Origin of the sequence: Kyrpidia spormannii, assembly GCF_002804065.1 — a bacterium.
Lineage (GTDB): Bacteria > Bacillota > Bacilli > Kyrpidiales > Kyrpidiaceae > Kyrpidia > Kyrpidia spormannii.
In genome coordinates, this window is the sequence record NZ_CP024955.1 from 62,518 (window position 1) to 83,661 (window position 21,144).

Sequence of the window (21,144 nt, forward strand, 5' to 3'; positions counted from 1 at the left end):
TGGGGGATGGCAAGGGTGCGCCGCAGCGACCGGTTGGTTTGTTTGACCCAATTGTTTCTGCAGAATCCCCATACCGCCGTGTCGCTGAGCGACCTGGCTGAACGACTGGGGGCCGCGAAGTCCTCGTTGAGTGAAGATTTGTCCATCGTACGGGCGGTGTTTGAACAGCAGGGACTCGGCACCTTTGAGACAGCAACCGGGGCCGCAGGGGGGATTCGCTACATCCCGGGCGTGAGTGAAGCCTTCGCGGTGGATTTTGTGCGACGGCTTCAGGGGGAGCTGGCTGACGGGGAGCGCATCCTTCCGGGTGGGTTCCTGTTTATGTCCGACATCCTCGGGAGGCCAGATGTCTTGGATGCCGCCGGAAGGTTGTTTGCCCATCGATTCGCCGGGGCCGGCGCGGAAGTGGTCATGACGGTGGAGACGAAGGGAATCCCCCTGGCGGTTTCGACGGCGCGGTATCTCGGGCTTCCCATCGTGGTGGTCCGCCGGAATCAACGTCTGACCGAGGGGTCCGCCGTGAGCTTGAACTACGTATCGGGTTCGGACCGGCGGATTCAGACGATGTCGTTGTCCCGCCGGTCGCTGCGAGAAGGCACCCGGGCCCTCATTGTGGACGATTTTATGAAAGCGGGGGGCACGGCCCGGGCGTTGGTGGAGTTGCTGGCCGAGTTCGGCGGCGAGGCGGTGGGCATCGGCGTGTTTACCGCGACCTTGGAGCCGGAGAAAAAGCTGGTCGGCGAGTACGTATCATTGGTGGATATCGGGCGCATGGATGAAGAAAACCGCCGGGTGGAGACGGTCCGCGGCACGTATTTTGGCCGCTGATTCGTACGCCGGCTGAGAAGGGATGATGTGGGATGGCAGGACAGATCGTTTCAACATCAAAGGCTCCCGGGGCCATCGGCCCCTATTCCCAGGCGATTCGTTCCGGGTCATTCGTTTTTACATCGGGGCAAATCCCCCTCACTCCGGAGGGGCGAATGGTGGCGGGGGACATTCGCGAACAGACCCGGCAGGTATTTGCCAATCTGGAGGCGGTATTGAAAGCGGCCGGGGCGAGTTTTGCCGACGTGGTCAAAGCGACAGTTTTTTTGGCGGATATGAACGATTTTGCCCCGATGAATGAAGTCTACGAGGAAGTCCTCGGCGCGTATAAGCCCGCCCGGACGACGGTCCAGGCGGCGGGGCTGCCGAAAGGCGCGGGGGTCGAGATCGAATTGATCGCCGTGATTTCAGAATCAATTTGAATGGCGCTAAACAGGTTTCGGATCTGATACCGTCGAACTCTCCCTCCAAAATGGAGAGGGGGAGTGACCGTGGAGATCACGTCGGTCCGTTTGGTTCGGCTCAGCGCCGGGAAACTGCGAGCTTTGGCGTCGGTGACCTTTGACGACGAGTTCGTGGTTCACCAGATTCGAGTGATTCACGGAAGCACCGGATTGTTTGTGGCCATGCCGGCGAGGCGGACGGCCTCCGGGGCCTATCGGGACATCGCGCATCCGGTGTCGGCCTCGTTACGGTCGAAAGTCCAGGCGGCGGTGCTGGCGGCTTACGAGGCGCCCGGGGTAGGGGAGCCGTCGGACAAAGTGGAGAGCGAGGTCTGAAGGGCTGCGGGTCCCGGGTGAAGGATGTCACACCGACGGCGGCGGGATAGGATCGGGGGTGTATTCCACTGCCGGCGGCCGTCACCTTTTGTGCGACGGTTGAATCCCCTATAGTGATGCGTTATAGTGTTGTACCGGAAACGCCTTGTCCGTGCCGGTCCGGGCGGAGAGGCGACGGGGGGATGGTCATTGACGCAGCGAAACGCCGTGGTTTTGGCGGCCGGGCTCGGGACCCGGATGAAATCCCGCAGGCACAAGGTGGTTCACGAAGTATGTGGTCAACCGATGATTCGACACGTCGTGGATCATCTGAAGGCGAGTAAAGTGGACCGGATCGTCGTAGTGGTAGGTCACCTGGCGGAGCAGGTCCGGGCCGTCTTGGGGGATGAGGTGGAGTATGTTTTTCAGGAGCGGGCGCTCGGCACTGGCCACGCGGTCCTGCAAGCAGCTCCCTTGCTGGAGGGGACGGAAGGGCAGACCTTGGTGGTGTACGGGGATACTCCCCTCATTCGCCCGGAGACATTCCAGAGGTTGGCCGATGTACAGCAGATGACCGGGGCAGCGGCTGCAGTACTGACCGCCGTCGTGGATCACCCGGAAGGCTATGGGCGGATTGTACGGGACGGTGACCAGATTCGGGCGATCGTCGAGGAGAAAGACGCGGACGAACAGATTCGTGCGATTCGCGAGGTCAATGCGGGAACCTATTGCTTTGACACAGAACAATTGTTCGATGCCGTTCGCCGCCTCGACAACGGGAACCGCCAAGGGGAGTACTACCTCACGGATTGCGCAGAGATTTTGCAGAAGGATGGCCGGCGGGTGACCCCGGTATTGCTGGAAGATGCCGGGGAGATGGCCGGGGTCAACGATCGAGTGCAGCTGGCTGCGGTGGAAGAAAGCATGCGTCGTCGCATTCTGGAGTACTGGATGCGGGAAGGGGTGACGGTGGTCGACCCCCGATCGACGTACGTGGATTCCGATGTCGTCATTGGAAGAGACACGGTGATTCTCCCCGGGACATGGCTCCAAGCCGGGACGCGCATTGGCGAAGACTGCCGGATCGGGCCGGCGGCTCGGCTGTCCGCCTCGGTGGTGGAGGACGGGGTCCGGGTGGAGCAGTCGGTGGTTCTTGGCTCAACGCTGCGCTCGGGGTGCACGGTGGGGCCTTTTGCCTACGTGCGTCCGGGTTCCGATGTGGGACCCGGGGCAAAGATCGGAGATTTTGTCGAGGTTAAGAATGCCTTGATCGGCGCGGGAACGAAAGCCGCACACCTCACATATATCGGAGATGCCGACGTGGGGGAAGGTGTGGTGTTGGGGTGCGGGACCATCACCGTCAATTACGATGGGGTGCAAAAGCATCGCACAAGAATCGGGGATCGAACGTTTGTGGGGTGCAACAGCAATCTGGTGGCTCCCGTGACGGTGGGATCGGATGCTTACGTGGCCGCTGGGTCGACGATCACCGAAGACGTTCCAGACGGGGCTATGGCGATCGCCCGAGAGCGTCAGATCAACAAGGAAGGATACACAGCGACGCTGCAGCACAAGTTGCGGGGGCGGCGGATGAAAAGCGAGGAGTCCCGGGAGTCATGAGGTATCGCGACGCGAAGTTAAAAGTGTTCACAGGAAACTCGAATCCCGCTTTGGTTCGGGAGGTCGTGGAGCACGTCGGGGTGGAATTGGGACGATCCCGGGTGACCCGTTTTAGCGACGGGGAGATTCAGGTTAAGATTGAAGAAAGCGTTCGGGGTTGCGACGTTTTCGTCGTTCAATCAACCTCTGCGCCGATCAATGAGAACTTGATGGAATTGCTGATCATGGTGGATGCCCTCAAACGTGCATCTGCAAAACGGATCAATGTCGTCGTGCCCTATTATGGGTATGCCCGGCAAGATCGCAAGGCCAGGCCTCGGGAGCCGATCACGGCAAAACTCGTGGCAAACCTCATCGAGACGGCAGGGGCCCATCGGGTGATTGCCATGGATCTGCATGCGGGGCAGATTCAGGGTTTTTTTGACATCCCTGTGGATCATCTGCTGGCCCAACCGATCCTCGCCAGTTATTTTCAGGATAAAGGGTTGAAAGACGTGGTGGTGGTTTCACCGGACATGGGAGGTGTCACCCGGGCCCGGGGGATGGCCCAGCGTCTCGGGGCCTCGATCGCCATTATCGATAAACGCCGTCCTGAGCCCAATGTTGCGGAGGTCATGAACATCATCGGCGACATTGATGGAAAGACGGCCGTGATGATCGACGATATCATCGATACGGCGGGCACCATCACCCAAGGGGCGAAGGCGTTGCTCGAACGGGGGGCAAAGGAAGTATATGCCTGCTGCACCCATGCAGTTTTGTCGGGACCGGCAATGGAGCGCCTGCGGGAATCCGAGATCCGCGAGGTCGTCGTGACGAACACGATTCCGCTGAAGGAATCGCCTGCTCTGGACAAGCTGGTGGTGCTGTCGGTAGCTCCCTTGATCGGAGATGCCATTATCCGGGTGCACGAAGACCTGTCGGTGAGTACCCTGTTTAATACTTGAAAGCCCGATCGGGGCGGACTGGGCCAGTTTGTCGCTTGTTGCCTTGGTTTGTACCTGTTTGAAGAAAGGAGCGGTTTTTGTGAGTGCCCAAGTGTTACCTCTGGAGACCCGAACTGATCTGCGCCGCAGTGTACTGACACATCTGCGGCGGTCCGGGCGGATTCCGGGCGTCGTGTACGGTAAGGGCCGTGAGCCGGTGCCGGTGTCCGTAGAAGAGGCTCGGCTGTTGAAGATGCAAACGGGGCACGAGACAGCTTTGGTCGATATCGAGTTGCCGGGCCAAGGGCGTTTGCCCGCAGTGATCCAAGAGATTCAGAGGGATCCCGTAACCCGCAAAATCTTGCATGTGGATTTTCACGTCGTCATGTTGGACGAACCTGTCGACGTAGAGGTGCCGGTGCAAGTTCAGGGCATAGAAGAAGTCGACAAACGGGGACTGGTGGCGCAGGTTCTTTTACGGCACCTGCGCATTCGGTGCCTGCCGACGGAAATTCCTGAACACCTGCGGGTGGATGTGAGTCGCGCTGAAGAGGGCGAGGTCGTCCGCGCGGCCGACGTAGAACTGCCGAACGGGGCTCATCTGCTGGAGGAAGCGGACGAAGTCGTGGTCAATATCAGTGCCGCCGGTGCCGGTGCAGGTGCCGGAGAGGCTCTGCCGGAGGAGCCAAAAGAACCGGAGATGGTTCACGATACCGAGGGGAAGGGCCGCACGGAGTAGGTTGTTCCGGCGGTATGGCCGCAGCCCCGGGCGTGGGAGCTGCGGCTTTTCTCACTGCCTGAGCGCGAGTGGGCTGGTTCGACATTTCAAAGCCGATCGGCAGAAGGTGGCGGGGCTGACATGTGGTTAATTGCGGGGCTCGGCAATCCCGGGCCGCAGTACGCCCAAACGCGCCACAACGCTGGCTTCATGGTGATAGACCGATTGGCCGCACGATGGAGCGTGAGTGTGACGAGCCGGGGCTTTCACAGTCTGACCGCAAGTACCCGGGTGGGCGAAGAGCAAGTGTTGTTGTTGAAGCCTCAAACCTTTATGAACGAGAGTGGCCTGGCGGTGGGCGAGGCAATGAGATGGTATCGCCTCGATCCGGAATGCCTGATCGTCGTTTATGATGACATGGACCTGCCCCCGGGCAAAGTCAGGTTGCGCTACAAAGGATCGTCGGGCGGCCATAACGGCATGAAATCGATACTCCAACACCTGGGAACGGAAACCTTTGGGCGGGTGAGAATTGGCATCGGCCGGCCGATGGAAGGGCGAAGTGTGATTGATCACGTCCTTTCCCCGTTTTCCCCGGACGAACTCTCCACCCTTCATCCCGCATTGGACCGGGCTGTAGAATTGATTGAGATTGCCGTGCAGGAAGGATTTGAAAAGGCCATTTCAAAAGCTTAAAGATCGACCGGCCCGCCCCAACGCGGTTCCCGTCAAGTGCCTGTATCCCGATTCCGCCTACCGCGCATACTATGGGGGCAACATGGGCGCCCGGCGGGGCTGTCACGGGAGGCGGGAAAAGGTGCGAATCATCTATGTGTGCCGTCATTGTCATCACTACCTCGGGGAAGTGGATGGAAGCCGCGTGTCCCCCTCGGCTTTGGGTTTCCATTCGTTGACACCCGAAGAACGGGCCGATATAATGACTACGGATCCCCACGAAGGGTGTATCTATGTCAACACGGTGTGCGAATTCTGCCAGCAGGCTCTAGAGGCGAATCCTGAACTGACCTTGATTCGCACGCCACTCCAGTAGTGATATGGAAAAGCGGCGCGCCAAGCCTTGGCTTAGCGATGGGCTGAGGCTTTTTTGGTCTTTTGTGAGGAGGGGACAGGTTGGAACGATTGATCCAATATGTTTCCGAACATCCGGGATTTCGAACACTGATGGAAGGCCTGGATGAGCGGATAGAAGAGCAATGGGTCACGGGGTTGTCCGGGACGGCGGCGCACGTCATGATGGCTGCGCTACGGCGGGAAACCGGCAAGCCGATGCTCATCGTTACCCATAATCTTCAGGAAGCACAACAGTTGTATGATGATTGTCTTGAATTTCTTCCGAACGACCGCGTTCTCCTGTTTCCCGAACGCGAGGCGGCGCTGCTCGATGTGGCGGCTTACAGTCCGGAACTCGCGGCCGAGCGCATGGACGTTTTGACGCGATTGGCGAAGGGAGAAAACATCCTGTTGATCGCTCCGGCCCGGGCAGTGGACCAGCCCCTTCCAGATCTCGAAATATTCCGTTCCTTCCTCCTGTCTATAAAGGCCGGAGACGTTTTAAAAAGGGATGAATGGGTGGATCGGCTCCTCCAGATGGGGTATGAAGCCGCCGATCGAGTGGAAGCGCGAGGGCAATTGGCAGTCCGGGGCGGCATCGTCGACGTTTTTCCCCTCACGCACGAACGCGCTTACAGGATCGAATTTTTCGACGACGAGATCGACGCCATTCGGGTGTTTGACCCGGAAACGCAGCGGTCTGTCGACCAAGTAACAGCTTGCGAGATCGGACCGAACACCGAGGTTCTGGCCCCGAAAGAGCGAATTCAAGCGGTGGCCCGGGTCGTGCGAAGCCAGTGGGAGCGGCAGCGAGAAAAATTCGCCGACGAAGGCCATCGGGAACGAGTGGACCGATATATCGGGGAAGACGTCCGGCGCATGGAGACCGGCTACCCTTTTACCGGACTGCTGCGTTATATCCACCTTCTGTATCCGCGTCCCGGGGGGCTTTTAACCTGGATGCCCGTGGACGCCATTTGTGTATACGCGGAACCCATCCGAATTCGGGACAGCCTGAAACAACGGGAGCGGGAGGAACAGGAGTGGGAGTTGCACGGCCTGGAAAAGGGCGAGTTGCTCTCTGGCCTCCACCGTCCTACTATGGCTGGGGATGCCGGTCTCTCGGGACACCGGCAGAGGGTGTTGTTCTCCTTGCTCGCCCGGCACACGGCCGCCAACCGGCGCGTGATTTCGGTGCCGGCCCGTTCTATGCAGCAATTCCATGGCCAGATGAACGTCTTGAAACAAGAATGGGACCGGTGGTGCCGAACGGGCCAGCGAGTGGTCCTGGTGGCGGCGAACGGAGAACGGGCCGAGCGGTTGCGCCGGGTGCTGGAAGACTACGGTATGTCTGCAGATCTGACTTCTGAATGGTCCAAACAGGCCAATCGACCGCAAATTGTCTTGGGAGGAATCTCGTCCGGCTTCGAGATGCCAGATCTCAAGTTGGTCGTGGTGACCGAGCAGGAGATTTTTACTGCCAAACGCCGACATCGCCGAGTGTCCACCGTTTCAGATGCGGAAAGGATCAAGAATTACCAGGACCTGAAAGTTGGCGACTACGTGGTTCACGTAAACCACGGTATCGGGCAATACATGGGAATCCAAACCTTGGAGATCGAAGGGATTCACAAAGATTATCTGTACATTCGCTATGCTGGAAATGACAAATTGTACGTACCTATCGATCAAATCGATCAGGTCCAAAAATACATCGGCGGCGAAGACAAGCAGCCAAAATTGTATCATCTCGGCGGAACCGAGTGGGCCAAGGTCAAAAACCGCGTCCGCTCCTCCATCCGGGATATCGCAGAGGAACTGGTCAAACTCTATGCTCAGCGAATGGCCTCGCCCGGCCATGCATTCTCCCCGGATACCCCCTGGCAGAAAGAGTTTGAAGCGATGTTCCCATACCGGGAGACGCCGGATCAATTAAAGGCCATCGAAGAGATTAAGCGGGATATGGAGCAGCCTCGACCCATGGACCGACTGCTGTGCGGGGATGTTGGTTACGGGAAAACGGAAGTCGCAATGCGCGCCGCGTTTAAAGCCGTGATGGACGGTAAGCAGGTGGCCGTCCTCGTACCCACGACGGTGCTTGCCCAGCAACATTACGAGACGTTTCGGGAGCGTTTCCACGGTTTTCCGATCTCCATTGATGTGGTCAGCCGGTTTCGCACCCGTGGCGAAATGAGTCAGGTCTTGAAACAATTACGAGCAGGCACCGTAGACATCATCATCGGTACCCATCGACTCCTGCAGAAGGACGTGAAATTCAAGGACTTAGGTCTCCTGATTGTGGATGAAGAACAACGTTTTGGCGTTACACATAAAGAAAGGCTCAAGCAACTCAAGACCAACGTGGACTGCCTGACCCTCACCGCGACACCGATTCCCCGGACTCTTCACATGTCCATGCTGGGAGTGCGGGATCTGTCGATTATCGAGACTCCGCCGGAAAATCGGTTCCCGGTCCAGACCTACGTGTTGGAGTATGACGACTTGCTGGCTAAAGAGGCGATCGAACGGGAAATTGGCCGGGGCGGCCAAGTATATTTTTTGTACAACAAAGTACAGGACATTGAACAAATGGCAGATCACGTGAGACGTCTGGTCCCCGATGCCAAGGTGGCGGTGGCCCACGGGCAGATGCCGGAAGATCACCTCGAACTGGTGATGCTGGAGTTCTTGCACGGAGAACACGATGTGCTCGTGACCACCACCATCATCGAGACGGGTTTGGATATTCCAAACGTTAACACGCTCATTGTTTACGATGCGGATCATCTCGGACTGTCGCAGCTTTATCAGCTTCGGGGCCGAGTCGGACGATCTAACCGGATTGCGTATGCGTATTTCACCTACCAGCCCGAAAAGGTGCTGACCGAAGTGGCGGAAAAAAGGCTTCAAGCGATCAAGGAGTTTACGGAACTGGGAAGTGGGTTTAAAATCGCCCTCAGGGACCTGTCTATCCGAGGGGCCGGGAACCTACTGGGGCCGGAACAGCACGGGTTTATCGCATCGGTGGGGTTTGACCTGTACAGCGACATGCTCGCTGATGCGATTCGAGAGCTCAAGGGTGAATCCTTACCTCAAGTGGTCGAACCTCAAGTGGAACTGGCTGTGGATGCTTATTTGCCCGAGCGGTACATTCCGGATTCCATGCAGAAGATCGAGATTTACAAGAAATTCGTGTCGTGTCGGCGGTTGGAGGATGTCGACGATCTGCAGGAAGAGATCGAAGACCGCTTTGGGGATATTCCCCAAGAGGTTCTCAACCTATTGGCGGTGACCCGCATCAAGATCTGGGCGATACGGCATGATTTCAAGTCGATTTCCCAGCAGGGTAGTGAGGTCACGTTAAAACTGCATGAGAGACAAAACAAGCACGTCCAGGGCGACCGACTGTTTGACCTGACCAAGCGGTTCCGGGAGCGGATCAAGCTCACCGCAGGGCAGAACATCACAATGACGCTGCGCATGCGGGGGTTGACGGCGGAACAGTCGTTGAAATTGCTTCTGGAGTTCATGGAGGCGTTTCAAGACGTTGTCAAAGGGCAGGAGGAACTGCAAAATGTCTTATAGCCGCTTGGCCGGCGCTGTTTTTGTCACTCTTTTTGCGATCCTGGCGCTGGCGGGTTGCGGAAGTTCGGATGTGGTGGCCACTTTCGACGGGGGCCAGGTGCACCGGGCGGAGTTGGACAAACAATTCAAGCTCCAGAGGTTGTTGATTGCGCCTCAGTATCCGGATACCCCGCAAAACCGCCTGGAAGTGTTGCAGCAGTACATTGTGATGCATGACATCCTTGATCAAAAGGCCAAGCAGGAGGGCATCACCGTCAGCGATAAGGAGTTGTCCGACACCGTGGCCCAGTACCGGCAACAGTTGATCCAGTACGTGTACGGCAACGTTGACGCCCTTAACAAAAAAATGACGGAATTGGGATTGACAGACAACGACCTCAAAACCCTAGCAATGGACGACATTTTCTCTCAAAAATATTTCGCGAAACATCTTTCGGTTTCAGACGAGGAAGTTCAGGCCTACTATAAGGATCACCCGGCGGATTACACGATCGCGAAAGTTGCCCATATCCTCGTTAAAACCAAGCAGGAGGCCGAGCAAGTCAAAGCCCGCCTTCTCAAGGGAGAGTCTTTCGCCCAAGTCGCGAAGGAGGTTTCTCTCGACCCCTCCAAGGATCAAGGGGGCGAACTTCCGGAAGGCCCCTTGTCCCAGTGGGTGGGCCCGTTTCAGGATGCCGCTATGAAGCTGCCCATAGGGCAGATCAGCGATCCCGTACAAACTCAATTCGGCTGGCATATCATTCGGGTGGACAGCCGCAAGGTGGAACCGCTGAGTCAGGTGAAGGATCAAATCACGAATAAAGTCATGCAGATGAAGGAACAGCAGTGGTTCAACCAAGCGAAACAGGATGCGCACATCACCATTGAAGACCCGGCCCTGAAGCAGGCGGCCGGGGGGCCCTGATCTGCTCTCCCGGGGCCAGAGTTGAGGAGGAGTCGATACTGCCCTGGCACCTCAACTCCCGGGACGCGGGGGTGGTTACGAGCGGGCCTGCTGCCAGAAAGCGGTATTGTTAAAATCCCTTGGGGTGTACACCCTAATGTTGACGAACCATCCGTTTGTGGTCAGTCCTACCAGACTCTCCGGTTTTAGAAGCTGACTCCACTACGCGACAAAGGGGGAACCACCGTGAAAGCTACGGGCATCGTTCGTCGCATTGATGACTTGGGCCGCGTCGTGATCCCGAAGGAAATCCGTCGGACATTACGGATTCGCGAAGGCGATCCCCTCGAGATCTTTGTCGATCGAGACGGTGAAGTGATCCTGAAAAAGTACTCCCCCATAGGTGAGCTCGGGGATTTTGCGAAGGAATACGCGGATTCCCTGCATGAAAGCCTCGGGCACATCACCTTGATCTGCGATCGAGATGTGGTCATTGCCGTGGCGGGTGCGCCGAAAAAGGATTTTCTCGACAAGCCAGTGGGTGTCGATGTCGAACGCGCGGTGGAGGACAGGAGAACGGTTTTGGACGCCGAACCGGGGCAATGGACCATTCTGCGGGACGAGCCTGACACGTACTCTTCCCGGGTTATTGCGCCGATCATTGCTGCGGGCGACCCCATTGGGGCGGTGGTTCTCCTCTCCAAGAATGAACAGGTCCATATGGGTGAACTGGAAAAGAAAATGGCCGAAACGGCCGCCGCATTCCTCGGGAAACAGATGGAACAATAAATTTCGCGTCTTTCAGGGAGTGGTGGGCTCGGCTTTTTTTTACCCCTCGCACATATAGATCCACCCGTAGCAGTCTGTTATGATGAGAACGGGCGGAGGGAAAGTGAATGACGAGGGGGAACCGATTTGTCCGGGGAGCCGCCGTTTTGGCTGGGGCCGGATTGGTCTCGAAAGTGCTGGGGTCTGTGTACACCATTTTTTTACAAAACATCATTGGGGATCGAGGACTCGGTCTGTACCAGATGGCATACCCAATTTATGCCACCCTCGTGATTCTCGCTACAGCCGGCCTGCCTGTGGCGGTCTCGAAGTTCGTGGCCGAACGGGCGGCGGTGGACGACGCGGCGGGGGCGTCACGGGTATTCCGGGTCTCGGCGGCCATCATGGGAGCCATTGGTGCGGCCGGGTTTTGTTTGTTATTTTTCGGAGCCGAGCGTTACGCGGCGTTCGTCGGCAATCCCGATGCCGCTTTGGCCCTACGGGCAGTGGCGCCCGCGATGCTCCTCGTTCCGGTGATGAGCGTGGCCCGGGGATATTTTCAAGGGTTTCAAGAGATGATGCCTACAGCGGCTTCCCAGGTGGCTGAGCAGACCGTTCGCGTGATCACAATCATCTCCCTGTCCTGGTGGATGATGGTTCAGTGGCACTCGCCGGAGTGGGCGGCTGCGGGAGCGGCGTTCGGTGCCGTGACCGGGGCGTTGGCCGGTTGTGCCGTTCTGTGGCGGGATATGACCCGCGGGCCAATGATTTGGGGATGGGGTTCCCGGGGAGACAGCGGACTCGACTCCCGGTGGGGCAAGGATATGGTTCTCTATGCTTTACCCGTGAGCCTGGGGGCTTTGGCCGTTCCGTTGATCAATAATGTCGATGCGCTGACTGTGGTCAATTCTTTGAAAGCGGCCGGTTTGTCCAGTGGGGTGGCCACGGAGATGTTTGGGTGGCTCAGCGGACGGGCCTTTAAACTGATGATCTTGCCCGCCACTTTTGCCGGAGCTGTGGCCGTTGCCCTGTTACCTTCCCTTACCTCGGCCATGACCCGGCGGGACCTCAAAGCGGCCAATCACCAGGTCGAACTGGGATTGCGATTGACCCTTTGGCTGTCCCTGCCGGCATCAATCGGCTTGATCCTGCTGGCCGCTCCGGTGGACCGGATGTTGTTTCGGGACACTTCGGGGCTTGCGGCGATTCAAATTACCTCTTTGGCCATGGTGTTTAGCAGTCTTCAGGTCACGGCATCATCGATCCTTCAAAGTGTCGGACGTCCGTGGGCGCCAGTCTGGCACCTGGCCGTAGCGGTGGCCGCGAAAGGTATTTTAAACGTATTGTGGGTGCCGCGCTGGGGAATCGAGGGGGCGGCGGCGGCGACGGTGGTGGCTTATGCCGTGGCTGCGCTGTTGAACATCGTGACGGTGATGTCATCCACGGGCCTCGTTCTTCACGTTCGGCAACTCTTTTGGCGTCCCCTTGTCGCATCGATCGGAATGGCCGCCGTGGTGGCGCTGGTGTTACAAACCCTGGGGGGCGAAACGGGGGCGAACCGGTGGGAATCCGCCATGGTGGCCCTCAGCGCAGTGGTGTTGGGGGGAATTGCTTATTTTGTCCTCCTGCTGATTGTGGGGGGGTTCAGCCGGGGGGAACTGGAGTCGCTGCCCCGCGTGGGTCCAGTGCTGGCGCGGGTGGGAACACGATTCGGGTGGTTGAAATGAGAATGGCAAGGGGCGACACTGGGGATGAATGAGCAACACACAAAAACGCAAGGCTCCCTCGATGTGGGACGGCGATTCGCGCATGTGGTGGAACTGGTGGCACGTCTGCGGGGGCCGGGGGGGTGCCCCTGGGACCGGGCCCAGACGCATCTTTCCCTTCGCCCCTATGTGATCGAGGAAGCTTATGAAGTGGCTGAAGCGCTGGATGAGCAGGATCCCAGGGCTTTATGTGAGGAACTTGGCGACTTGTTGCTACAAGTGCTCCTACATAGCGAAATCGGCCGGGAAGCGGGTACCTTCGATATCTCAGATTGTATCGATGGCTTGTCCGCCAAACTGATTCGCCGTCACCCCCACGTCTTCGGCGGCGAACGCGTGGAAGACGCCGCCGGTGTCGAGCGGCGGTGGGCACAGATCAAAGCCGAGGAGCGAAACCGAGCCGTCCAGGAAGGGGAGGAAGGGGGCGCGGGTGGCTGGCTGGAGGGGATCTCTCTTGCCCGGCCGGCTGTCCAGGTGGCCTATCGGTTAGGAAAGCGGGCGGCGGAGGTGGGATTCGATTGGAAAGACCCCCGCCCAGTGATGGACAAGGTGCGGGAGGAACTCCAGGAGGTGGCCGATGCCCTCCAGGAACGGGGGGGCCCGGACGGGGGGGCCGCGTTCTCGGAGGCCGTGGCGGAAGAAGTGGGTGACTTACTGTTCGCGGTGGTCAACCTGGCCCGACTGGTCGGTGTTGACCCCGAAGGAGCCCTGGCCGGGGCGAATCGCAAGTTCATCCGGCGGTTTGGTTACATGGAGTCGGAGTTGAAAAAGCGCGGCATCCCCTTGGACAACGCCTCCTTGGACGAAATGGAAGCTTTGTGGCAGTCGGCAAAGAAAGTTTGCCGATAGCGGATAAAATTCCTGGAATCGTGCAGGATTCCGTTCAGGAGCAAAGAAATATTTGTGTGAATCCAGGATGAGAAAGGGGTCATACACGACATGAACAAGATGGAACTTATCGCCAAAGTGGCGGAACGCAGTGGTTTGAAAAAGAAAGAAGCCGAGGCCGCTGTCAACAGTGTTTTCGACGTCATCGGTGAGGCTCTCGCCGGGGGTGAAAAGGTGCAGTTGGTGGGATTTGGTACCTTTGAGCCCCGGCGGCGGGCGGCGCGAATCGGTCGCAACCCGCAGACTGGGGAAGAGATTTCGATTCCCGAGTCGGTGGTTCCGGCCTTCAAGCCAGGCAATAAATTGAAAGAGGTCATGAAGTAAGGGTGCGATTGGATAAATTCCTCAAAGTCTCTCGCCTGGTCAAGCGGCGCACCGTGGCCAAAGAGTTATGCGACCAAGGGCGCGTACAGATTAATGGCCGGCCGGGCAAAGCGGGATCCGAGGTAAACGTGGGTGACGTACTCACGATCGCCTATGGCGGGAGGATGATGAAGGTGCGGGTGGTGGACCTGCGGGACCATGTACCCAAAGATGAAAGCACCGCATTGTTCACCGTGCTGGAAGATTGGCGGGCCCAGTCGGGATCAGGGCCGGAGTGACTCGCCTGCACGGTTCAAGACCAAGGGGGATGGGGCGGGGGCGCCGCGTCGCGGCGCCTTCGCTTTGCCCATCCCTTTGTCCGTTGCACCCGGCGGTGGCAGCGGAAATCTTACGAAAAGGGCTGTACATCCATTGAGCGGAATGCGAATCCTCAAGAATGCCGTCTATCTCTTCGCCAGCAATGTCCTGGTTCGATTGGTGGGGGCAGTGGCAGCGATTCTGGTGGCTCGCTACCTCGGAGCGAAGGATTACGGCATTCTGAGTGTGGCATTGGCATTTTCTGTTGTAACTGGGTATTTCACCGACCTCGGATTATCTCACACCTTTATTCGGGATGGCACAAAGCCCGGCGCGGATCTGGGCCGTCTATTGGCCGGATTTTTCAAAATCCGCCTGTTGTTCGGCCTGGGCACGGCGGTGGTCTCGGTGGCGGTGGTGCAAAGTCTGTATCCCGATCCGGGAATGCGCCGTGTCTTATACTGGGTGGTGATGCCGACGATTCTCGGGGCGGCCTTTCAGGGCGTAGGTGCCGTATATTTTCAAGTGGTGCAGAAAATGCAGTATACGGCGCTCATTCGCGCGGTGGCGGGTCTGCTCTCCGCCGGTGCCCTGTTTCTCGGGATGGCTTTGCGTTGGCCTTTGGATTTTCTCGCGCCGATCTACGGGCTGGCGGCGGTGGCGGGGGGGCTTCTCAGCTTATGGCTGGTGGGTCACAGGGTGTCTTTTTTTTCCGGCTGGGACCGGTCTCTTCTTCGGGGGCTGGGATCTTTCACTCTTGGGGGGCTGGTGATCATGCTGCTGAACCAGATGGGCCCCCTGGTTTTAGAGCGGGTGACCGACCTCGTCGCGGTGGGGTATTTTGCCGCAGCCTTTCGCATTCCCTCGGTGTTGTACCAGATCCCCGGGGTATTGGCGGAGGCCTATTATCCCCAACTGTTTGCCCACGGGAACCGACGAGATGAAGATGCGCACCTCCGTCTTAACGTTCTGGAATTGAAAATGATGAGTGCTCTTGGGGTGATGATGGCGTTGCCTTTTTTGCTTTACCCGGCCTGGTGGATACACCTGTTGTTTGGGCCGCGGTGGGCAGACGCAGCTCCGGCGCTGACAATACTATCGTGGATGGTTTTTATGCAATCCATCAATTACCCCTTGGCGGATGCCTTGACAACGAAGGGGATGCAATCCCGAAGGACAGCGGTGCTCGTCGCCGTCCTGGTCGTCGGTGCCGCGGCCTACGCGGTTCTCGGGGCGCGTTGGGGGAGCACCGGAGGTGCCTTGGCGGCCTTGGTTGTCGAATGTCTGTCGATGATCGGGTTTGTACTGATGAACCCCACAGGTTGGCGTCTTCTCTTGCAAGGCGCAGCAAGGAACGCGGCGGTGGCGGCGGCAGCCGTGTTTCTGGGGTTCCTCTGGGTACGCGATTGGTCTCCTTTTGTTGGTATGCCCGTCCTTGAGATGGGGGCGGGATTGGCCATAGTGGCCATGGATTCAGACATTCGGCGGCGGCTGCAGGAAATGTGGGAAAAGGTTCAGGAGAGGATTCCCAGGATCAGGCGGGAGGGAGGCGGTCCTTGAATTTCAAAGAGGAAAATCTTCGGATTCGGGCGCAGGCGGCGATTTCTCGAAAGAGCTTGGCGGGTGTGGCAGATGGCCTCTCTTTCCAAAGAGGCCGTCTTTCGATAGAATGGAACCCGGCACAGGGCCGTCAAGGGACGGGCAACTAAGGAGATGATCGATGTGGCAACGGATTTCAGGCGCGGCGCCGTACGGCTGGCTTGGATCATCGTGACGGTGCTGGCCATTTATATCCCTTTGCGATTCTTCCTCATCGATTACGGGCCGCTGGCGTTTACGCCCGTTCACTTGGGCCGGGTGGCGAGTTTGGCCTTCCGCTTTGGCACGGACATATTAGTGGTCGTTCTCGTGGCGTGTTTATGGGCTGCCAAGGGAATTAAAGGTTTTCGGTTTCAGTGGATCGATTACGCCGTGCTCCTCTTTGTACTTGTGTCTTTCCTTTCGATGGTGGTCAATCACACCTCGTTTCTTCGCTTTGGGGCGACCATGCGCGGATTGTTCGTGGTTTACGTGGTCGGTTTTGTGATGGCCCGCTTGCCTGTGGACGCCGTGTGGCTTCGCCGTGCGATGTGGGCATCCGGTGTGACGCTGGGATTGATCCTCTTCGTGGGGTTCCTGCAGGCTTTGGGATGGCCTGAGCCAAAGGCTTGGATCGAGGCCTTGACAGGCATCAATGCCGGACGGATTATGTCTCTGCTGGAGAACCCGAATACATTGGCGTCGTATCTGGTTATCATGTTCTTTCTCGGCATCCTCGTTTTGCCCGAGAAACACCGACCGTGGATGGCTGCCATTCTGCCGGTTCTCTATTACACGTTCTCCCGCAGTGGTTGGCTTGGGTTTGTCGTCGGCCTCATTGCGGCATGGCGGTTATTGCCTTGGCGGCAGTGGGCAAAGATACTGGGCATCGGGGCCATCATCACGGCACTCATTGTTGTGGTGAACCTCACCTTCGGGCCTCCTCTGGCACATCTCGGCTTTGGCGAGCATCTGGGGGCCAACCCCTTTAACCGGGTGACAAAAACCCTGTCCCAACGCGAAATTGGCAACAGTATGTTTAACGGGCGGTTATTTATCCTGAAGATCGCCCTCAATACGGTTAAGGAGCGGCCATTGCTCGGCTATGGGTCCGGGACGTTCGGGGGAGGTGGGACGGTCGTTAAAGATCTCGCGAAACGCTATCACATGCCCACTGACATGTATTCGGACAGTCAGTACAACCGGATCATCATTGAGACCGGTCTCTTGGGGTTCCTCTCCTTTGGCTTGATCCACCTCGTCCTGTTGTGGAAGTCCTGGAAAGCAGGAGGGAAGATTCGATATGCGGGGTTGGCCCTGATTCTGGCTATCGTTGTGATGGATGCCTTTAACAATCTGTGGGAACTGCAACAGGTGATGTTTCCCTTCTGGATGCTGGCGGCCCTATCATACCTTCGTCGAGATGGCTGGTCTCTGGGAGAGCGTTCTGAGTCGTCCAAGCCCGGCATAGGATAAGGTGACATGTCCGAGTCGGGAGGGAGACGGGATGGCCGACGAAAAAGGGAGGGTCACCAAGCCGGCGCCGAGGCACCACGTGAATATGGCCAATCGCCAATACGTCGAGGTGACCGGCGTCCTGCAAGTGGAGAGTTTCGACAGCGAGCAATTTGTCCTTCAGACCCCGTACGGTTTTCTGGCCATACGGGGCGAGAATCTGCATATTAAGACACTGAATCTGGAAGACGGCATCGTCATCATCGAAGGGGTTGTATTCGAAATGGGGTATGATGACGACGGGCCGGGCCCCGCCGAACGGGCCAAGGGATGGCTGACCAAGCTGTTTCGTTAATCCCGGGGCGAGGAGGGCGGGAGATGCCGCTTCAGGGTCAGTGGCTGGTGGTGGCCGCGTTAGCGGGGTGCGGAGCTGCCCTCGGTGCGGGGTATGATCTTTACAACACGATTCTCCAAGGGCGCAGGGGATGGCGGTGGTTAATCCCCCTCGCCGATGTAGCTTTCTGGGCGGCTGCCCTCGCCGGAGTGTTTTGGGTGCTGCTGGTGACATCGGACGGGGAAATGCGCCTCAGCTTTTTTGCCGTTATGGGCCTCGGGTTCGGTTTGTACCGAGTGTGGTTCCACCCGATGGTCGTCCGGTCGGTGGAAGGGATCGTCAGGGTTCTGACATATTGTGCCCGGGTCGGATACAGACTATGGATGATCGCGGTCTGGCAACCCGTACTGGGGATCTTTCGCTTGGTGATACGAACCCTTGAAGGGATCTTGCATATTCTCTCATTGTTTGAGAATATAATCCTGTGGCCTTTAGGTTTTGTGGCCGCGCGGGTTCAAAAACGCCTAAAGACTAAAGATCCTACCAAGTCGGCAGAGCGGAGCAGGGGAATTCGCGGCCTGTGGTCCTGGATCGGACGTTGGATTAAGCGCTCGGTGAAGAAAGGGTGAATGTTGCGCAGGACGGTGGGAGCACAGGACGATGGAAAGAGGTGAGAGGCATGACGCGTGAGATGGTTCGACGTCGCCGCGAGAATGTCATACGCCTGACCGGGCGGAGAAAGGGCCGTCGCTGGCGGTTGCCGCGTCTCAAGCTCCGCTACCTCTTTCTTTTATCTGTACTCGCTTGGGCAGGGTACACGGCGGTGTTTGTGCAATGGCCCAAGATGAGGAGCCTGGAAGCCCAGCAAGAACAAGCCAACGCAAAGTTGCAGCGGGCACAACAGCAAAACCAAGCATTAAAGGAGCAGGTGCGTCTTCTTCAGCAAGATCAGTACGTCGCCGATTTGGCCCGCCAACAGTTCCACATGGCCAAGCCTGGTGAGATTTTATTTACGACTCAGAACTCTGCAACACCTTGACACATTTTTCGTCCCCTCGCTATAATTTATACCGGTCATCTTTCTCATTTTCTAAGGAGGAACTTCCCTTAACATGTCAATTGAATTAGGCAGCAAACTTGAAGGGAAAGTGACGGGGATCACGCATTTTGGCGCATTCGTCCTTCTTCCCGGTGGCGTCACGGGCTTGGTGCATATTTCGGAGATCGCCGACACCTATGTTCGAGATATCCGCGACTACTTGAAGATCAACGACACCGTGACGGTGAAGGTTATTCACGTGGATCCGAACGGGAAGATCGGGCTCTCCATCCGTCAGGCTAAGGAAGGATCTGCTGCCGAACATCGAGGTTCCCAGGGGGGACGCGAGCATGGGCGAGATCGTCACCCAAGGTCGCGGTCGTCCCGTATGTCGTTTGAGGACAAGTTGAATCGGTTTATGAAAGACAGCGAAGAGCGGTTACAAGCGTTGAAGCGCAGTGAAGCCAAACGTGGTGGCCGCGGCGGCCGGCGCGGGTAATCCTTGATCCGTCTCCTTTCAACTGGTCTGATTCGGTCTTTTTCCGGCACCGTGCAGGTGCCTTCTTTATGGTGGGCAGGCTTTTTATATCTTGACATGGATTTGGTGCTGCAGTATGATTAATTTTGTGACTAGCGCGGGGTGGAGCAGTCCGGTAGCTCGTCGGGCTCATAACCCGAAGGTCGCAGGTTCAAATCCTGCCCCCGCAACCAAGGCGGAGTAGCTCAGGTGGTCAGAGCATGCGGTTCATACCCGCAGTGTCGGGGGTTCGAATCCCTCCTCCGCCACCAGCATGAGTAACGCGTACCCCGTGAGGGGTTTTTTTGTTTGTGAGAAGGGCATGGGCGACGCGCTCGTGCCCTTTTATGATTCATGATCTCAAGATCAGAGATATGCCCATTGCATCTCAGAGATGTTGATTGTAGAATAAACAATGTTAAAGGAAAAGATAAAGGATATGGAGGTCCGGCCATGAGCGGGTGGGTGTCGCAATGTCCCGCTTGTTTTGGAGAGTTGACAGTGGCGGAACTGGAGTGCGAGAGGTGCGGCACCGTGATCCGGGGCCATTTCAGTCCCGGGCCATGGATGCGCCTAAAGCCGGATCAGTGGGATTTTGTCCTGCGTTTCTTGAAAGTCCGGGGCAACCTTCGGGAGATGGAGCGCGAGCTCGGAGTTTCTTATCCCACAATTCGGGCCCGATTGGAGCAGATCCTCCGGGTTCTCGGGTTGGAAGAGGGAGAGGCTGCGGGTACCGGTGGAAGCGTCGGAGAGGCGGCGAGTGTTCTTCAAGCGCTAGAGGCTGGCGAATTATCGGTGGACGAAGCGATCCAAGAATTGGAGAACATCTCGAAAGGAAGGGGCACCCATGCGTGAGGAGCGAATGATGATCCTTCGGATGATGGAGAAAGGGCAAATCACCGCGGAAGAAGCAGAACGCCTTCTTCGAGCGCTCGGGGACACGGGGAAGGAAAGCTCTTGGAGCACCCGGGGTCGCACGTGGGATTTCGGCCCGATGTGGCAGGATGCAGCTCGCAATGTGCGGGATCTCGGAAGGCAGATGTCGGAGAAATTGGGAAAAGAACTTCAGCAGGCGATGGAGTCCCTGGCTGCATTGCCGGAATGGTTCGGGCGCTGGGAGATCGGGGGCGCAGTGGTTGAACAGGTGTATCGGGGCCCGGGGCCGCTCTCCGCTCTGGAGATTCGAACCCTTCACGGGAACGTGCGGGTGGTTGCCGAACGGCGCGAAGACGTGGAACTTCATGTCCGGGCTCAAGTTTCTGACGGCGGCAGCTGGACGGGGGAAGGGAACCCCTTGGATGCTTGTTGGCGCGCAGAGGGCGGGGAAGTGAAGTTTATCGTCGACGATGAGGCGGAAGTGGTTCGGGGGGCTCATGTGACGGTCCGGGTTCCGGAGGCACCTTTTGACCGGTTAGCGGTTCGCCAAACGAACGGCAGGATTCGGATCGAGTTGGTTCAAGCGCAGGTGGTGGAGTTGATGACCACCAATGGTGCCGTAGAGCTGGAGCAAGTTGCGCCAGCCCCGGATGGTCGAGTGGAAATCCGGGTGGTCAACGGAAGGATTTCCTGGACTGTACCCAAAGGGACTGCCCTGGACGGTACGCTGAAAACGGGAATCGGGGTGGCGGATATTCGCGTGCCCACCCGATTGGCAGAAGGCGGCCGGATTGTCCGCCGCCGAGGAGAGATCATCCTCTGGGCTCCCCAACAGGTGCCCGCCTGCACAGTGGATGTGGATCTGCGGACGGGACGGCTGGAAATCACGGAAGTGTGATTCGTGGTTGACCCG

General features: G+C 57.9%; 23 protein-coding genes and 2 tRNA genes. All 25 read left to right on the plus strand.

Features of this window, described 5'->3' with window-relative positions:
* Positions 1-6: 6 nt before the first annotated feature.
* Positions 7-828 (plus strand): pur operon repressor, encoded by an 822-nt coding sequence (purR, locus tag CVV65_RS00355; RefSeq protein WP_100666484.1) that lies wholly within the window; start codon positions 7-9, stop codon positions 826-828.
* A gap of 32 nt (positions 829-860) precedes the next feature.
* Positions 861-1,250, plus strand: a complete 390-nt coding sequence (locus tag CVV65_RS00360; protein ID WP_100666485.1) for a RidA family protein — start codon at positions 861-863, stop codon at positions 1,248-1,250.
* Between the two features lie 69 nt (positions 1,251-1,319).
* A complete protein-coding gene (gene spoVG, locus CVV65_RS00365) occupies positions 1,320-1,607 on the plus strand; it encodes a septation regulator SpoVG (protein WP_100669071.1) in 288 nt (95 codons plus the stop codon).
* Between the two features lie 189 nt (positions 1,608-1,796).
* Positions 1,797-3,206, plus strand: coding sequence for a bifunctional UDP-N-acetylglucosamine diphosphorylase/glucosamine-1-phosphate N-acetyltransferase GlmU (gene glmU / locus CVV65_RS00370; protein ID WP_100666486.1), 1,410 nt, complete (start codon positions 1,797-1,799; stop codon positions 3,204-3,206).
* Positions 3,203-4,153 carry a ribose-phosphate diphosphokinase gene (locus tag CVV65_RS00375; RefSeq protein WP_100666487.1) on the plus strand — a complete coding sequence of 317 codons (951 nt, stop codon included), beginning with the start codon at positions 3,203-3,205 and terminating at the stop codon, positions 4,151-4,153. The genes glmU and CVV65_RS00375 overlap by 4 nt, the downstream gene beginning before the upstream one ends.
* 79 nt (positions 4,154-4,232) lie before the next feature.
* Positions 4,233-4,871, plus strand: coding sequence for a 50S ribosomal protein L25 (locus CVV65_RS00380; RefSeq protein ID WP_157935321.1), 639 nt, complete (start codon positions 4,233-4,235; stop codon positions 4,869-4,871).
* 120 nt (positions 4,872-4,991) lie between these two features.
* Entirely contained in the window at positions 4,992-5,546 is a 555-nt protein-coding gene (pth, locus tag CVV65_RS00385; protein WP_100666489.1) for an aminoacyl-tRNA hydrolase, read from the plus strand.
* 121 nt (positions 5,547-5,667) lie between these two features.
* Positions 5,668-5,901 (plus strand): anti-sigma-F factor Fin, encoded by a 234-nt coding sequence (locus tag CVV65_RS00390; protein WP_013074145.1) that lies wholly within the window; start codon positions 5,668-5,670, stop codon positions 5,899-5,901.
* An 80-nt stretch (positions 5,902-5,981) separates the two neighbouring features.
* A complete protein-coding gene (gene mfd, locus CVV65_RS00395; RefSeq protein ID WP_407928371.1) occupies positions 5,982-9,506 on the plus strand; it encodes a transcription-repair coupling factor in 3,525 nt (1,174 codons plus the stop codon).
* Entirely contained in the window at positions 9,496-10,410 is a 915-nt protein-coding gene (locus tag CVV65_RS00400) for a peptidyl-prolyl cis-trans isomerase (protein WP_100666490.1), read from the plus strand. The genes mfd and CVV65_RS00400 overlap by 11 nt, the downstream gene beginning before the upstream one ends.
* Before the next feature lie 225 nt (positions 10,411-10,635).
* On the plus strand, positions 10,636-11,178 hold the full coding sequence (gene spoVT / locus CVV65_RS00405) for a stage V sporulation protein T (protein ID WP_100666491.1): 543 nt from the start codon (positions 10,636-10,638) through the stop codon (positions 11,176-11,178).
* Between the two features lie 107 nt (positions 11,179-11,285).
* Complete coding sequence (locus tag CVV65_RS00410) at positions 11,286-12,884, plus strand: putative polysaccharide biosynthesis protein (protein ID WP_100666492.1); 1,599 nt, start codon at positions 11,286-11,288, stop codon at positions 12,882-12,884.
* A 24-nt stretch (positions 12,885-12,908) separates the two neighbouring features.
* Positions 12,909-13,772 carry a nucleoside triphosphate pyrophosphohydrolase gene (gene mazG, locus CVV65_RS00415; protein ID WP_100666493.1) on the plus strand — a complete coding sequence of 288 codons (864 nt, stop codon included), beginning with the start codon at positions 12,909-12,911 and terminating at the stop codon, positions 13,770-13,772.
* Between the two features lie 90 nt (positions 13,773-13,862).
* Positions 13,863-14,135 (plus strand): HU family DNA-binding protein, encoded by a 273-nt coding sequence (locus tag CVV65_RS00420; RefSeq protein WP_041303505.1) that lies wholly within the window; start codon positions 13,863-13,865, stop codon positions 14,133-14,135.
* Between the two features lie 2 nt (positions 14,136-14,137).
* The gene (locus CVV65_RS00425; RefSeq protein WP_100666494.1) at positions 14,138-14,413 is read left to right on the plus strand and encodes an RNA-binding S4 domain-containing protein; all 276 of its coding nucleotides are present in this window, start codon (positions 14,138-14,140) and stop codon (positions 14,411-14,413) included.
* 142 nt (positions 14,414-14,555) lie between these two features.
* A complete protein-coding gene (locus tag CVV65_RS00430; protein ID WP_232796740.1) occupies positions 14,556-15,992 on the plus strand; it encodes an oligosaccharide flippase family protein in 1,437 nt (478 codons plus the stop codon).
* Between the two features lie 162 nt (positions 15,993-16,154).
* Complete coding sequence (locus tag CVV65_RS00435) at positions 16,155-17,486, plus strand: O-antigen ligase family protein (protein ID WP_157935323.1); 1,332 nt, start codon at positions 16,155-16,157, stop codon at positions 17,484-17,486.
* A 31-nt stretch (positions 17,487-17,517) separates the two neighbouring features.
* Positions 17,518-17,820, plus strand: coding sequence for a sporulation protein YabP (yabP, locus tag CVV65_RS00440; RefSeq protein WP_100666497.1), 303 nt, complete (start codon positions 17,518-17,520; stop codon positions 17,818-17,820).
* 23 nt (positions 17,821-17,843) lie between these two features.
* Complete coding sequence (gene yabQ / locus CVV65_RS00445) at positions 17,844-18,428, plus strand: spore cortex biosynthesis protein YabQ (RefSeq protein ID WP_157935324.1); 585 nt, start codon at positions 17,844-17,846, stop codon at positions 18,426-18,428.
* A 50-nt stretch (positions 18,429-18,478) separates the two neighbouring features.
* A complete protein-coding gene (locus CVV65_RS00450; protein WP_100666499.1) occupies positions 18,479-18,838 on the plus strand; it encodes an FtsB family cell division protein in 360 nt (119 codons plus the stop codon).
* A 73-nt stretch (positions 18,839-18,911) separates the two neighbouring features.
* A complete protein-coding gene (locus CVV65_RS00455; protein ID WP_100666500.1) occupies positions 18,912-19,337 on the plus strand; it encodes a S1 domain-containing RNA-binding protein in 426 nt (141 codons plus the stop codon).
* Between the two features lie 135 nt (positions 19,338-19,472).
* A tRNA-Met gene (locus CVV65_RS00460) sits at positions 19,473-19,549 on the plus strand.
* Position 19,550: 1 nt separating this feature from the next.
* Positions 19,551-19,627, plus strand: a tRNA-Met gene (locus CVV65_RS00465).
* Positions 19,628-19,808: 181 nt separating this feature from the next.
* Positions 19,809-20,210, plus strand: coding sequence for a DUF2089 domain-containing protein (locus CVV65_RS00470; protein WP_100666501.1), 402 nt, complete (start codon positions 19,809-19,811; stop codon positions 20,208-20,210).
* Entirely contained in the window at positions 20,203-21,129 is a 927-nt protein-coding gene (locus CVV65_RS00475) for an SHOCT-like domain-containing protein (protein WP_100666502.1), read from the plus strand. The genes CVV65_RS00470 and CVV65_RS00475 overlap by 8 nt, the downstream gene beginning before the upstream one ends.
* Positions 21,130-21,144: the final 15 nt, after the last annotated feature.